The sequence below is a fragment of the Nocardia sp. NBC_00508 genome, from assembly GCF_036346875.1.
In the GTDB taxonomy this organism is placed as follows: Bacteria; Actinomycetota; Actinomycetes; order Mycobacteriales; family Mycobacteriaceae; genus Nocardia.
Genome location: NZ_CP107852.1, coordinates 5,318,540 through 5,332,850, shown reverse-complemented (window position 1 = coordinate 5,332,850; position 14,311 = coordinate 5,318,540). Strand labels below are relative to the sequence as shown.

At 66.4% G+C, this 14,311-nt stretch carries 14 protein-coding genes and 1 pseudogene; 6 read left to right on the top strand and 9 right to left on the bottom strand.

Annotated features, from left to right (window positions below; all coding sequences use genetic code 11):
- Positions 1-117 precede the first annotated feature (117 nt).
- The 3 genes and pseudogenes from OHA40_RS23820 to OHA40_RS23810 all read right to left on the bottom strand — a co-directional run.
- A complete protein-coding gene (locus tag OHA40_RS23820; RefSeq protein WP_330229102.1) occupies positions 118-1,260 on the bottom strand; it encodes an esterase/lipase family protein in 1,143 nt (380 codons plus the stop codon).
- A gap of 198 nt (positions 1,261-1,458) precedes the next feature.
- Positions 1,459-1,620, bottom strand: coding sequence for a hypothetical protein (locus OHA40_RS23815; RefSeq protein WP_330234498.1), 162 nt, complete (start codon positions 1,618-1,620; stop codon positions 1,459-1,461).
- Positions 1,621-1,658: 38 nt separating this feature from the next.
- Positions 1,659-1,802, bottom strand: a pseudogene (locus OHA40_RS23810) (hypothetical protein); the annotation flags it as partial.
- Between the two features lie 140 nt (positions 1,803-1,942).
- On the opposite strand from OHA40_RS23810, the gene OHA40_RS23805 reads away from it, so the two are divergent.
- Both OHA40_RS23805 and OHA40_RS23800 read left to right on the top strand, forming a co-directional pair.
- Complete coding sequence (locus tag OHA40_RS23805; protein ID WP_330229101.1) at positions 1,943-2,593, top strand: TetR/AcrR family transcriptional regulator; 651 nt, start codon at positions 1,943-1,945, stop codon at positions 2,591-2,593.
- Positions 2,594-2,767: 174 nt separating this feature from the next.
- A complete protein-coding gene (locus tag OHA40_RS23800) occupies positions 2,768-3,052 on the top strand; it encodes a tyrosine-type recombinase/integrase (protein ID WP_330234344.1) in 285 nt (94 codons plus the stop codon).
- Between the two features lie 164 nt (positions 3,053-3,216).
- Here the strand turns inward: OHA40_RS23800 and OHA40_RS23795 are convergent, their stop codons facing one another.
- Positions 3,217-4,056, bottom strand: coding sequence for a LysR family transcriptional regulator (locus tag OHA40_RS23795; RefSeq protein WP_330229100.1), 840 nt, complete (start codon positions 4,054-4,056; stop codon positions 3,217-3,219).
- A gap of 105 nt (positions 4,057-4,161) precedes the next feature.
- On the opposite strand from OHA40_RS23795, the gene OHA40_RS23790 reads away from it, so the two are divergent.
- Positions 4,162-4,887: an SDR family NAD(P)-dependent oxidoreductase gene (locus OHA40_RS23790; protein ID WP_330229099.1), complete on the top strand. Its 726-nt coding sequence runs from the start codon at positions 4,162-4,164 to the stop codon at positions 4,885-4,887.
- A gap of 72 nt (positions 4,888-4,959) precedes the next feature.
- Positions 4,960-5,883 (top strand): NADP-dependent oxidoreductase, encoded by a 924-nt coding sequence (locus OHA40_RS23785; protein WP_330229098.1) that lies wholly within the window; start codon positions 4,960-4,962, stop codon positions 5,881-5,883.
- Positions 5,884-6,079: 196 nt separating this feature from the next.
- Here OHA40_RS23785 and OHA40_RS23780 read toward each other — a convergent pair whose 3' ends face one another.
- The 4 genes from OHA40_RS23780 to OHA40_RS23765 form a co-directional block, all read right to left on the bottom strand.
- The gene (locus tag OHA40_RS23780) at positions 6,080-6,964 is read right to left on the bottom strand and encodes a metal ABC transporter permease (protein ID WP_330229097.1); all 885 of its coding nucleotides are present in this window, start codon (positions 6,962-6,964) and stop codon (positions 6,080-6,082) included.
- 25 nt (positions 6,965-6,989) lie between these two features.
- Entirely contained in the window at positions 6,990-7,724 is a 735-nt protein-coding gene (locus tag OHA40_RS23775) for a metal ABC transporter ATP-binding protein (protein WP_330229096.1), read from the bottom strand.
- The gene (locus tag OHA40_RS23770; RefSeq protein ID WP_330229095.1) at positions 7,721-8,665 is read right to left on the bottom strand and encodes a metal ABC transporter substrate-binding protein; all 945 of its coding nucleotides are present in this window, start codon (positions 8,663-8,665) and stop codon (positions 7,721-7,723) included. The genes OHA40_RS23775 and OHA40_RS23770 overlap by 4 nt, the downstream gene beginning before the upstream one ends.
- 190 nt (positions 8,666-8,855) lie before the next feature.
- Positions 8,856-10,112: a cytochrome P450 gene (locus OHA40_RS23765; RefSeq protein ID WP_330229094.1), complete on the bottom strand. Its 1,257-nt coding sequence runs from the start codon at positions 10,110-10,112 to the stop codon at positions 8,856-8,858.
- Between the two features lie 245 nt (positions 10,113-10,357).
- Between OHA40_RS23765 and OHA40_RS23760 the strand changes: the two genes are divergently transcribed.
- Complete coding sequence (locus OHA40_RS23760; RefSeq protein WP_330229093.1) at positions 10,358-11,722, top strand: flavin monoamine oxidase family protein; 1,365 nt, start codon at positions 10,358-10,360, stop codon at positions 11,720-11,722.
- Between the two features lie 40 nt (positions 11,723-11,762).
- Here OHA40_RS23760 and OHA40_RS23755 read toward each other — a convergent pair whose 3' ends face one another.
- Positions 11,763-12,386, bottom strand: coding sequence for a DUF2867 domain-containing protein (locus tag OHA40_RS23755; RefSeq protein ID WP_330229092.1), 624 nt, complete (start codon positions 12,384-12,386; stop codon positions 11,763-11,765).
- 288 nt (positions 12,387-12,674) lie between these two features.
- Between OHA40_RS23755 and OHA40_RS23750 the strand changes: the two genes are divergently transcribed.
- Entirely contained in the window at positions 12,675-14,252 is a 1,578-nt protein-coding gene (locus tag OHA40_RS23750; RefSeq protein ID WP_330229091.1) for a lipase maturation factor family protein, read from the top strand.
- Positions 14,253-14,311: the final 59 nt, after the last annotated feature.

The window sequence follows — 14,311 nt, the reverse complement described above, 5'->3', positions numbered from 1 at the left end:
CCCGCGGCAGCGTCGCGATCGAATCGAGTGTCTGATCCTTTCGCGCTGAGACAGCCCTGTGGCCCGGCCCTGGCGCACACCAAGGACCGGGCCACAGGGCCGATCGCTTCGATGGGATCAGTGACTCGCCCCTCCGATCATCCACGGGTTGAAGGCGCAGACGAGATTCGGATTCGCGTCCGGATCGAGGGCACGCAGGGCGATCGAGGCCGCGCGGGGGGAGTACATGATCGTCAGGTGATCGGACCAGTCCTCGGCACAGCCGTCCTGCAGAGTGATGTTGTGCACCGTCGCATCCGGTCCCGGTGTCAAGAAGGTCCATTCATAGGGATTGGAGACCTCGTCGTGCCGGGGGCCCACCGACGTGTACTCGACGCCGGGCACGGTGTCGCCGCTTTCGTTCAATTTCGCGTAGAACCGCGATCCGACCGCCTGCTGGATATTCGCTTGGCCCACGATCGGCTCATAGAAACCCAGAATATTGATGCCGATATCGGTGATCAGCCGCCCGAGGGTGGCCATTCCCATCAGCGAGGTGCCGTGGTGGGTCGCTCCGAAGGTGATCAGTTTTCCGACCTTGTCGGCGCCGCCCTCGAACTTCATGTACTGGCTCGACACCGGCCCACCCTGGGAGTGGCCGATGAGATCGACCCGGTCCGCCCCGGTCGTGGCGCGCACCTGCTCGACGAAATCGCGCAATTGCCGCGCGGAATCCTCCATCGGGCCCACACCGTAGCGGCCGGGCATAATCGGGCCGATGCCACCGCCCTGCAAAAGACCGGATCGGCCGTAATTGAATGCGTAGACGCAGTATCCGGCACGCGCCAACCGGGGCGACAGGTACGCGAAGGTGTCGTAGGCGTTCAGCCAGGTCCCGTGCACCAGGACCACAGGCCGCGGGTGCGCGGGCGACGGGGTGCAGTTCTCCCGGTTGACTCCGGGCGGCGACGCGTCGGGATGAGCCAGCGCGTGCATGAAAGCCGCCAGGTAGGCGGACATCTCGGGACCTTCGCCGACCGCGGCGGATGCGTAGCTGCGCGCAGCCGAACCCGAGCTGCTGCCGGAGTCCACGATCACCTTCGGTTGCCTGCCGTCGGGTGCGGCTCCCAGCCCCGCGGCCAGCTCGTCGACGAGTTGTTGCTCCGGTGACCTAACATCCGGTTCCGTGTCGGCGGCCGCGACGCCGAGGCTCATGGCGAGAGTGGTGATACCGGCGACAACCGCGGCGCCGAATACGTGGCGACGAATTCCGTGCTTCATTGCAAGCCTTTCCTGAGCGTCCGTAATCGAATCTTTATACGGACACTTTCATCCTGAACTACCGATCCAGCACTGTCACTACGTCACCCACATAAGTCACGAACCGAATTTTGGCTCCGACGACAACTATGCACTCATCCGCACCGCAATATCGAAAATAGGCATGACTCTATCCCGAGAGAAGAAATGTGAGTGAATTCAGCCGAGGTACCGAACAATGCTCTCGGCGACACATGCCGGACGCTGCGCCCCCTCGGCGGCGATCGTTATACGACGCTCGGCCTGCACGCCGCCGGGAACATCCGTGACCGAGATGAGTATCGCGTAGTAGGCCACGGGAAATCCACCAGATTCGGGCATATCAGCGCTGCCCGGTCACCGGGCTGCACCCCGAGGTCGATCAACGCCGCGGCCTGCCCGCGCGCCCGATGCCACAACTGAGCGAAGGCGATTCGCTGCGACCCGTATATCAGCGCGGCCCGATCCGGCCGCCGTCTCGCCTGTCCGGCCAGGATGCCGGCCAACGACAGGGTGGCGTTCATACCGACCGCCTGATGAATCTCGACATCGCTCTCCAAAAAACTAGCAGCGCAAGTTTCCGTCACACCGTAGGACACTGAAACCAGCGGCGCAAGTATCAGTGCCTGGCTGCGACAATGCGGCAGATCGAAAGGAGTCCCCGATGGCCCGACCGCGCAGGCCGCTGCTGACCCGCGAGCGCATCGTCGAGACCGCGCTCGCCCTCGTCGACGCCGAAGGGCTGGCGGCCGTGTCGACGCGACGGCTGGCCACCGAACTGGGAGTGCAGGGACCGTCGCTGTACAACCACGTCCGCACCAAGGACGACCTCATCGATGCGGTGGTCGACGCCGTGCTCGGCGAAGTCGACATCGCCATGTTCGACCAACTCTCGGCCGCCAACCCGGACTGGCGAGCATCGCTGCGTGCCTGGGCGCGCTCCTATCGCACCGCGATGGCCGCGCACCCACGCATCGTTCCGGCCCTGGCCAGCGGGCCAGGTCATCGGCCGAACGCACTGCGCATGGCCGACGCGGTCTTCGGCGGCCTCGTCGCGGCGGGCTGGCCGCGCCGGGAGGCCACCACCGTCGGCACACTCATGCGGTATTTCCTCACGGGGGCGTCCCTCGGCTCGTTCGCCGCGGGCTTCCCGTCCGACGCGGCGGTCTACGCCGACGCGTATCCACATCTGAACGAGGCGCACCTGCTGGCCGATCGGGAACAACGGATCGATCGGGACGCTTTCGAGGTCGGTCTGGAATCGCTGCTCGACGGCCTGGAGAGCAGGTACCGGCTAGCGGTGGATGGCGTGTAGTTCGATCGCCACCAGCAGATCGACCAGATCCTCGACACTGCGCGCATTCCGTCCGGTGAGTTCGGCCCGAGGGGTCCAGTGCGGAGAAAAGTCGCGTCAGCGATCTCTGACCAGCGCGGATTCGACAGTGCCGCAGGGTGATCAGCTGAACGACGCACTGCGGCCGCAGGCGACATCGACCCGAAAACCGGGCGGGCCCGGCTGTCCTACCGGCGCGCGGCCGAACTGTTCGAAACCCACACCGCGCACTACGACGACGGCCCTTACGTCCTGCACCAACTGCGACATTCCCGGTTGACCCACGCCGCCGAGGACGGCGCGTCCACACCGATGTTGATGAAGTTGTCCGGCCATACCTCGGTCCGCAGCCTCGCCGAATACGCTCGGGTGTCCGACGAGGGACTACGCCGGTACCAGGCCGACAGCGACCCGGCTGCACGTCGGCAACCGGGCGGCTGAGTTCTAGGCCACGGCTGTAAGGCGCTCGGCCCGTTGGTCTTCCGTAGGCACGCATCAGCCGGCTTCGAACCGCGCGGGTTGCGGCATTTCCGGATGTATCCCGAATCCGGATGTATCCCGAAAGATTGGTGATGCTCGATACGGTCGGCGAACAGTGGTGTCGATTAGAGGCGTGTCGCGGTGTGGACAAGGTCGGCAACGGCTTTGGATCTGCTGTGTGGCGGCCAAGCGATGACGGTCGTGACGGCGGGTGCGTCTGGCACGGGCACGACGGCATGATCGTCGCGTAGCTGGGTTCGCAGCGACTCGGGCACGACCGCGCAGGCCAGTCCGAGCGCGATCAGTTGGAATAGTTGGGTATGGTCGCGCACCTGCGGGCCGGGACCGTCCGGATAGCTGCCATCCCGTCCAGGCCAGCGCGGCAGGGGCAGGTCCGTCAGGGCGGAAACCTCGGCTATCGACATGTGGGGCCGGTTGGCGAGGGGGTGCCCCGCGGGCAGGACCACGACCTGCTGTTCGGTGTGCAGATCCTCGGTGTCGAATCCGGCTGTCGTGTCGTAAGGCCGGTGGAGCAGAGCAACGTCGGCACGCCCGTTGCGCAGCAGACTTTCCGGCTGGCCCGGCCCGCACAGCATCACCTCGACTGCCACGGCGCCCGGTTCGGCGGTGTAGGCGTGCAGCAGCTTCGACAACAGTTCGCTGGACGCTCCGGCCTTGGTGGCCAGCACCACACCGGGCTGGTCGGCCGCGGCACGGCGGGTTCGCCGCTCGGCGGCTTCGACCGCGTCGAGCGCGGTCCGGGCCTCCCGCAGCAGCACCGCCCCGGCCTCGGTCAAGGCGACGGCGCGAGCGGTGCGGTGCAGCAGGACGACTCCGAGCCGCCGTTCGAGCTGCTGGATGGCTCGCGATAGTGGTGGTTGCGCGATCGCGAGCCGTTGTGCCGCCCGCCCGAAGTGCAACTCCTCGGCGACGGCGACGAAGTATCGCATCTCCCGCGTCTCCACCAGGTCATGGTATCCGGCGATGACCACGACCAATACCCGTGCGGTATCGCCGCCCACCCGATCGGTCTTGGACGCTGCACCCGGAGCCGCAGCAGGATCGGCGGTGTGAGTGAACAGACGATTGCGCTGGTGACCGGCGCGAACAAGGGAATCGGATACGAGATCGCCGCGGGCCTGGGCGCGCTCGGCTGGCGAATCGGTGTGGGCGCGCGCGATCGGCAACGCCGCGACACCGCGGTGGAGAAGCTGCGCGCGGCCGGGACCGATGCGTTCGGCGTGCCGCTCGACGTGACCGACGACGCAAGTGTGGCCGCGGCGGCCGAATTGATCGCCGACCATGCCGGAGGGCTCGATGTTCTGGTCAACAACGCCGCGATCACCGGCGGTTCGCCGCAGACACCGACCACGGTCGATCCCGCGACCGTGCGAGCTGTCGTGGAAACCAACGTGATCGGGGTCATCCGGGTCACCAACGCGATGCTGCCTATGCTGCGCGCCTCGGCCTCACCGCGGATCGTCAACATGTCCAGCAGCGTCGGCTCGCTCGCCCTGCAAACCACACCCGGCATCGACATGGGCCCGGTTCCCGCCGCCTACTTGGCCTCGAAGACCTTCCTCAACGCCCTCACTATCCAATACGTCAAGGAACTGGGTGATACCAACATCCTGATCAACTCCGGCTGTCCCGGTTTCACCGCCACCGACCTCAACGGCTTTCGCGGCGTCCGTACACCGCAACAGGGTGCGGCCATCGCAATTCACCTCGCGACCCTGCCCGACGACGGAGCGACCGGCGGATTCTTCGACGACGCCGGAACGGTGCCCTGGTGACGGGCACACCGGTGCCCACCATTCCCGTTCTCGAGGTCAGGCGCGCGCGTGCATCGGAGGAGAAGCAAGACAATGGCAAAGGCAGTCAGATACGACGAGTTCGGCGGAATCGAGGTCTTGCGGGTCGACGATGTCGACCGCCCCGTGCCTGACGACGGGCAGGTGCTGGTTCGGGTAAAGGCGGCAGGCATCAACCCCGGTGAGGCGGCCATTCGAACCGGCGCGATGGCCGGCATCTTTCCCTCGACGTTTCCGTCCGGGCAAGGCAGCGATCTCGCCGGGGTTGTCGCCGAGGTCGGCGTCGGAGTCGACCGATTCTCGGTCGGCGACGAGGTGATCGGGTTCTCCGAGAACCGGGCCGCCCAGGCCGAGTTGGTCCTGGTCGACGTCGACAACCTCACACCCAAACCGAAGAACGTCTCATGGGAGGTGGCGGGCGGCCTGTACGTCGCCGGGGTGACTGCCTGGGGGGCAGTGCATTCCGTACAGCTCGACAAGGGGGAGACCGTTGTCGTCTCCGGAGCAGCCGGAGGAGTCGGCTCGCTCGCCGTTCAGCTCGCGCGCCGTGCCGGAGCCACGGTCATCGGCCTGGCGAGCGACAGCAACCACGAGTGGCTGCAAAGCCACGGCGTGATCCCGGTCGCATACGGTGACGGCGCCATCGACCGGATCAAGGCCGCCGCACCGGGCGGCATCGATGCCTTCATCGACACCAACGGCGGCGGGTACGTCGAACTTGCCCTTGCCCTCGGCGTCGCGGTCGAGCGGATCGACACCATCGCCGATTTCGCAGCGGCCGCGAAGTACGGAGTCAAGACCGAACCCGGAACCAACGCCAGGCCGGGCGCCGAGGTACTCGCCGAATTGGCCGCCCTGATCGCCGAGGGACACCTCGAAGTTCCTATCGCGAACGTCTACCCGTTGACACAGGTCCGCCGGGCCTACACCGAACTCGAACGCCGACACACCCACGGCAAAATCGTGCTCGAGCCCTAACCTGTACCAACGCAATGCAGCCCGCTCCAAAAGACGCGGTGTTGTGGTGGATGCACAGCTGCATCGGTGGCGGGCAGGGCATCGCCGCGATCTTCGAGCGCCAGACCTGACGCTGGTTCCGGTCACGTCGCTGTCCCGTCGATGCCGCAGGAGCTCGAACCAGAGCAGGTCGGCCGAAACATGCCGACCGCAAATGTCAGACCGCGGCATCCACCGAAACGGCACTCCGGTTCCGGCGAAGCGCCGAGATACGCCGACCGATCACTCCCTGCCGGGGCGCGAACAGATACACGGCCGTGAAGGCAAGGCCCTGGACCACGACGACCATGCCGCCGGGCGCGGTGTCGAGGTGATAGCTCACGTACAGACCGGTCACAGCGCAGGAAACCGAGACGGTCGGGGCGATGATCAGCATTCGCCCGAAACGGTCGGTGAGCAGGTAGGCGGTCGCGCCCGGGATGATGAGCATGGCGACCACGAGAACGACGCCGACCGCCTGGAGAGCGACGACGGCAGTCAAGGCCAAGAGGCCGAGAAGGGCGGTGCCGAGCAGGCGAGGACTGAGACCGATGGCGTGCGCGTGCGTGGGGTCGAAGGCGTACAGCGTGAAATCGCGGCGTTTGAGGATCAGCGCGGCGAGGGTGATCGCCGCGAGAATCACGACTTGCACCAGTTCGGCGCGGCTGACGCCGAGCAGATTGCCGAACACGATGTGGTTGAGGTCGGTCTGGCTGGGTGTCACCGACACGAGCACCAGCCCGAACGCGAACAGCGTGGTGAACACGATGCCGATGGCGGCGTCCTCTTTGATCCGGCTGGTGTCACGAACCACGCCGATCAGCGCTACCGCCAAGAACCCGAACACGATCGCCCCCACCGCGAACGGCAGCCCGACGATGTAGGCCAGCACCACGCCGGGCAGGACCGCGTGGGAAACCGCGTCTCCCATCAACGACCACCCGATGAGAACCAGCCAGCAGGACAGCACCGCACACACCAATGCCGCGGTCACGGTGGTCGCCAGCGCACGCACCATGAATTCGTAGCGGAGCGGGTCCACGATGATTTCGGTCAAACTCATTGGTCTATCTCGCATTCAGCCGGGTTCACACCCGGTCCATCACGTCCAAGCCGAACGCCCTGGCCAGGTTCTCGGGCTGCAATACCGAATCGGGATCGCCGTGCGCGAGCACGGTGCGCATCAGCAGCACCGCCTCGTCGGCGAGACCGGGCAGGGCGTGCAGATCATGGGTCGACACCAGGATCGTGGCGCCGTCGGCGGCGAGATCACGCAGCAGCCTGGTGATCGTGGCCTCCGAACGTTTGTCGACGCCCGCGAACGGCTCGTCGAGCAGCAGGACGGTCGCGCCCTGTGCCAAGCCGCGCGCCACGAAGGCGCGCTTCTTCTGCCCGCCGGACAGCTGGCCGATCTGCCGGTCGGCCAGGTCGGTCAACTCCACCCGCTCCAGCGCGTGCGCGACGGCCTCGCGATCGACCTTGCGCGCGCGGCGGGTGAACCCGAGGCGGCCGTAACGGCCGGTCATCACCACGTCGCGCACCGAAAGCGGGAAGCTCCAGTCGACGTCCTCGCTCTGCGGCACATAACCGAGGACACCCGCCCGCCGCGCCGCCACCGGTGGACCGCCGTTGATCCGCACCGTCCCTCGGTCGGGCTGGACCAGACCCATGATGGACTTGAACAAGGTCGACTTGCCGGAACCGTTCATCCCGATCAAACCGCAGACCCGTCCGGAATCCACGGTGAGGTCGACTCGCTCCAGCGCAGGCACGTCGCCGTAGTGGACCGTGACGCCCTGCACCTCGATGGCCGGCGCGCTCATGGCCTGCGCCCGGTCAGCGCGGAACCGATCGTCTGCGCGTCGTGGCGGATCAGCGCCAGGTAGGTCGGCACCGGACCATCGGCCTCCGACAGCGAATCGACGTACAGCGTGCCCCCGAACGCGGCGCCGCTGGCTTCCACCACCCGCCGCATCGGCGCGTCCGACACCGTCGACTCGCAGAACACGGCGGGCACCCGATGCTGCCGGACGAAGTCGATGGCCGAGGCGATCTGCTGGGGCGTGGCCTGCTGCTCGGCGTTGACCGCCCAGATGTACTTCTCGGTGAGCCCGGCGTCGCGCGCCAGGTAGGAGAACGCGCCTTCGCACGTCACCAAGGCGCGCTCGTTGGTCGGCAGCGCGTTCAGGGTGCCGACGAGTTCGTCGCGCACCGCGCGCAGTTCCGTCTTGTACCTCTCGCCGTTGGCGCGGAAATCAGCCGCATGGGCGGGCGCGAGTTCGCTGAACGCGCGCACCATGTTGTCGACGTAGATCTGTGCGTTCTGCGGCGACATCCACGCGTGCGGATTCGGTTTGCCCTGGTAGGCATCCTCGCTGATGCCGATCGGCGCGACGCCCTCGCTGACCACGGCATGCGGCACGTGCACGTCGGAGACGAATTGGGTGAACCACGCCTCCAGGTTCAGGCCGTTGTCCAGGATCAGGTCGGCCTTCGCGGCCTTCTTGATATCGCCGGGAGTCGGCTCGTAACCGTGGATCTCCGCGCCCGCCTTGGTGATCGACTCGACGGTCAGGTGCTCGCCCGCCACGTTCCGCGCGATATCGGCGAGCACCGTGAACGTGGTGAGCACCACCGGCCGCTCGTTGCGCCCGGCCTCACTCGCCCCGCAGGCGGTGACGGCCAATGCCAGGATGCCCACTGTGGCGGCGGCGGCCAACCGGCGCGGGGGTAGAACAAGCAAACGGTGGAACCGAGCCTTCATACACGGAGATCATAATGTTCGCCTGCCCTAACTTTCAAGTTGGCATTACTGAAATCCGGCGCGCCCGCTTCCTTCCGGTACCGCCGATACCACCCAACTGAGCGCTCTGAGCAGCACATTCATCGCCCGGACCAGGACGCCGAGTAGCCCTCGTCCGGGCAGTCTCGCCGCCTCGCCAGCAGGCCTCGCGCTAGTCCACGCGGAGCGGAGGCGATGCCGGGAAGACGACCGGCAGTGCGGTCAATGCCCGGTGGAACGGACCCGGCCGCCAGGTCAGCTCGTCGGGTGGCACCGCGAGGCGAATCTCGGGAAGAGCGTCGAGCAGCTGGTCAATGGCATCCTGGGCGATCAGGTATGCCAGCGAACTAGCCGGACACACATGGGGCCCGCCGCCGAAAGCCAGATGGGCGCGATTGCCCGCCACCTGGCCCGTCCTGATCGCGGGGTCGTTATTACAGGCGGACACGCTGATCACGACCGGTTGATGGGCGGGCAGCCAGACGTCGTCGATCAGGATCGGCTGCTTCGGGAAGCTGAAACAGAAGTTCGCCATCGGCGGATCGTTGAACAACACCTCGTCGAGAGCGTCCCGCGTCGACAGGCTCCCACCCAGCACGCTGCCGCCGAACCGCTCGTCGGTGAGGATCAGGCGCAGTGTGTTGACGATCAGATTCTGCTCCGGTTCGATGCCGGCGCCGTACAGTGTGCCTATCTGATGAGCCATCTCGGCATCGGTCAGCTCGGCCGGATGCCCCAGCATCCGCGTCGTCACGTCGTCGCCTGGTTCGGTGCGCCTGAGCAGGATCAGCTCCGCCAGCGCGTCCATCAGCATCTTGTTCCCGCGTTCCGCGTCGACGCCCTCGAAGATCGCGGCCATCCCGGTCGCCGCGCGCTGCGCGATCTCGGTCGGGCAACCGAGCAGAGCATTCAGCACCGCGAAGGCGAGCGGAAACGCGTACTGCCGGACCAGATCCGCGGACCCGTCCGCGCAGAAGGAGTTGATCAGTGGGACCGCGAGCTGCGCCACGGTGTCGTGCAGGCTGTACCGATCGACCTTATCGAGACCCGCGGCATTGGCCTGCCGGTAGCGGGCATGCGCGGCCCCGTCGTTACGTCGCGCGTTCGGCCGCCACTGCATGAGCGGCAGCACCGGGCAGTCCGACGGAATGCTCTGCTGCCAGGTGCGCGGATCGGCCGGAAAATGCTCCGGGTCGTTGAAGATCCGCACTGCGGTGTAGTACCCGACCACCAACGTCGCGGTCACGCCCGGCGCCAACTCGACCGGCACCAACGACCCATACTGTTCGCGCATCGCGCGATAGGCGCCGTGCGGATCCGCCGCGAACTCCGGTGCGTACAGCGGAATTCGCGGGCCGTCGGTATCGATCGGCGAACCGTGCGGCGCGTGGCCGAACCGGCCGTGTGCCGAGGACGGAGACATCGTCATTGAGGAAACTCCAGGCTGTCGAACAACAAGCCCCGTGAGCCTAGGCAGCTTCCGAATCGTGCGCACCGAAAACGACGGGTCTGGTCACCGGCCTGACCCGATTCGAGATTTGCTATAGAATTGCCGAATATTCGACTCGTATGCCTGATCGAAGGGTGATCGCACCCGTGGTCTCTAGGGTGCGGCGATCGCGCGGCGGCCACAGGGCGGTGACGCGCAGAACTCCGACACGAGGGCGGCTTGCCATGACAGACGTCGACTATTGCGTAATCGGCGCGGGATTCGCGGGACTGACGGCGGCACTACGGCTGACACAGGCAGGTCGATCGGTAACGGTGCTGGAAGCGCGCGACCGGCTCGGCGGGCGGACATTCACCGAAGCGCGTCCGGACGGGTCCTGGATCGACCGCGGTGGCGCCTGGATCGGGCCGGGACAGGACCGGATCCAGGCCTTGATGAACGAATTCGGAGTACCGAGCTACAAGCAGTACACCGACGGTGAGGCCATGATGGTGGTCGACGGCAAACAGCACCGCTACACGGGCACGATCCCGTGGACCATGAGCCCGTGGGCGGCGATGAATCTGGGTGCGGTCATGCTCGAACTGGGGCATTTGTGCAAGTCGGTTCCCCTCGAAGCTCCGTGGGCCGCGAAGAAGGCCGACAAGTGGGATCAGATCAGCTTGGCGCATTGGCTGGATGGCAACGTCCTGTCCAAGCCCGCCCATGACCTCTTGGAGACCGCCATCGCCGGCTGCTACACCTCGGCAGCGTCGGAGGTGTCGCTACTGTTCGTGCTCTATCAGATGGCATCGGGTGGCGGGCCGAACTTCGTCCTGGGCGTGAAGGACGGCGCGCAGGACGCCCGTCCGGTCGGGGGCATGGGCGCTATCTACCGGCCGATGGCCGCCGAGATCGGCGACTCGATCCGCCTCTCGCAGCCGGTCCGGCTCATCGAGCAGGACGCCGACGGGGTGACGGTTCGTACCGATCAGTTGAGCGTGCGCGCACGCCGGGCGATCGTGGCCGTTCCACTCGCGATCGCCAGCCAGATCCGCTACGAGCCCATGTTGCCGATGGATCGCTCGTTCCTCCATCAGCGCATGCCGAGCGGCTCGATCATCAAAATTTCCGCCGTGTACGACGAACCGTTCTGGCGGCGTGACGGGTTGTCGGGTCAGTCTGCCGCGCCAGGGTCCCCCGCGACCATCACCATCGACGCCTGCACGGACACCGGGCGGCCCGGCGTCCTGTGTGTCATCGTCGAGGGGCCCATCGCACGACAGCTCGGACAACTCGACGAAGCCGAACGGCGGGCGGCGATACTCGGCGACCTCGGCGACCGATTCGGCGAAAAGGCGAGATCCCCCATCGACTACATCGAGCAGAACTGGAGCAACGAGCGCTACTCCGGTGGCGGGATGCTCAGCCACGCACCGACCGGCGTGCTCACCCAGTTCGGCCACGCCCTGCGCGAACCTTGCGGCCGCATTCATTGGGCCGGAACCGAAAGCTCCGCGGTCATGTGCGGCTGGATCGATGGAGCCATCCGCTCGGGCGAACGGGCGGCGAGCGAAGTGCTGGAACACGAAACCGCGACGGTGGGCTGAGGCTGTCCGAGTGGAGGCCGTCGCTCGGATACCTCGCGGTCTATGTCTCGCGCGGCCGAGAACCACTACCCGGCTTTTCCGCGGCGCGATCGCCTCGCCGCCATTCGCGTTCGACCTGCCGCATCAGTGCCGGGTAGACGCCCAGGTATCGGAAGGGCAGGATTCCGACCATGTAGAGCTTGCCGAGCAAGCCGTTCGGCTTGACCAGCACGGCCATCTGGCCGCGGTAGCCACCGGCGTCGTCGGGCACCCAGCCGATGTGCATGACCGTGTGCACGGTCTGGTTGGCCAGTTCCGCGGCCCATTCGGTATCGGTCAGGTAGATCGAGTGGAACGGTTTGCCCTGCATGTCCGGCCCGCGCGGACCTTCGCGAAGATCCTCTGGCAACCGCTCGCGTAGCGAGTACACGCGACGGTTGAGCCCGGCGTCTGGTTTATCCCAGCCGAGCAGGCCACCGAGCTTCCAGCGGATCGCGAAGAGCAGGCGGTAGACCATCGGGAACTGGCTGTCGTCGTCGCCGGAGGTGACCTGCCGTACGAGCCGGGGCAGTTCGTCGGGACCGCCCGGAGTAGGCAGGGCCCATACGTCCTCGACATCGAAATCGGGAGCGATGTCATGAATCCGCCACGGACGGGAGGTGTGGGCGGTCTTCGGGAGTCTCATTCCGGAGCCTCCTGTCAGCAGGGAAGAACTTCGACCAGCAGTCATCCCACTCTCCTCTCGACGGCGAGGACGGCGTCGCCCTCGTAAGCGGTCGGCAACAACTTCCAAGTATACGGCGCCGTATACTTGATTGCCAGCGTAGCCGCCCCTGGTTCGACGACGAACCGCAGTGATGAGGTGCACGCCTGATCCTTGACCGATTTCCGGAAGATTGCCGGAAAGAATATGGCCGCTTCGAGCGTTCTCTTGATACGAGGGGAGCTTCGTATCGAGCGTGGGCGACCAGCGATGTTCGGGTTCTACGATTCCGGTTATGTGCTGGCCCGGCTGATCTTCGAGCGGCTGCTGGGCCTGGTGTACCTGATCGCGTTTCTGTCGACGCTGGCCCAATTCCGGGCACTGTGCGGTGAGCGAGGCTTGCTGCCCGCGCCGCGGTATCTGCGGGCCGCCGGATTCCGGCGGTCGCCCAGTCTTTTCCACCTCCACTACTCCGACCGGCTCGCCGACGCTCTGGCCGCGCTGGGTGCGGTGCTGTCCGGCGCGGTCGTGCTCGGCCTGACCGATGTGGTGCCGCTGCCGGTGGCCATGGCGGTGTGGGCAGCGCTGTGGGTGCTGTACCTGTCGTTCGTCAATGCCGGGCAGGCGTTCTACGGCTTCGTCTGGGAGATGCTGCTGTTGGAGGCCGGCTTCCTGGCGATCTTCCTGGGAAACGCGGACACGGCCCCACCGATCGCGGCGGTGTTCCTGCTGCGCTGGCTGCTGGTGCGGCTCGAGGTGGGAGCGGGCCTGATCAAGGTCCGCAACGACCCGGCGTGGCGAGATCTCACCGCGCTCTACTACCACCACGAGACCCAACCCATCCCGAACCGGTTCAGCTGGTACTTCCACCATCTGCCCAAGCCGATCCATCGCCTGGAAGTGCTGGGAAACCATGTCGCGCAGCTGATCGTGCCGTTCGGACTGTTGTGCCCCCAGCCGATCGCGTCGGTGTCCGCCGGAATCGTCATCGTGACGCAGCTGTGGCTGATGGTCAGCGGGAACTTCGCGTGGCTGAACCTGCTTGCGGTCGCACTGGCCACACTGGCGCTCGACGGCCGGTTCCTCGCGGCACTGGTACCCATCGAGCCGACGCCGGCGCCGGATGGACCGCTGTGGTTCACGATCACGGTGACGATCCTGACGGTGGCCATGGTGCTGCTCAGCTGGGCGCCGGTCCGCAATATGGCGTCACGGCACCAGCTGATGAACGCCACCTTCAACCGGCTGTATCTGGGCAACACCTACGGGTTGTTCGGACACATCACCCGCACGCGGCTCGAACTGGTCATCGAGGGCACCGACGATCAGCCCGAGTCGGACCCGACATGGAAGGCGTACGAATTCCGAGCCAAGCCCGGGATCCTCACCCGGCGGCCGCGGCAGGTGGCGCCCTATCACCTACGGCTGGACTGGCTGATGTGGTTCGCGGCGATGTCGCCGCCGTACGCCGAAGCCTGGCTCCTGTCGCTGGTGGTCAAACTCCTGCAAGGCGACCCGGTCACCTTGCGTCTGCTGGCGACGAACCCGTTCCCCGAAGGCCCGCCGAAGTACCTGCGGATCCTGCTCTACGTCTACCGCTTCACCACGCGCGAGGAGCGCCGCAGCACCGGGGCTTGGTGGACCCGCGGCTGTGTGGGCGACTACCTGCCGCCTGCCACATTGCGGGCGACCCCGGATGCGGACCGGTCCGTACAGGCGCCTGGCTCAGCACAGCCGGACATTTCGAGTCGGGCCGCACCACCCGCCGGGAAAGCCGAGCACGACGCCCGCACCCGAGGTCGCGCCAGGCGCAACCGGCCCCCCTCGGGGCATACGACCGCAGGGTGATCAGGACCGAGACGCGCAACGGCGCGCAGGCAGGCGCGCCAACCTACGTCGACGGACCG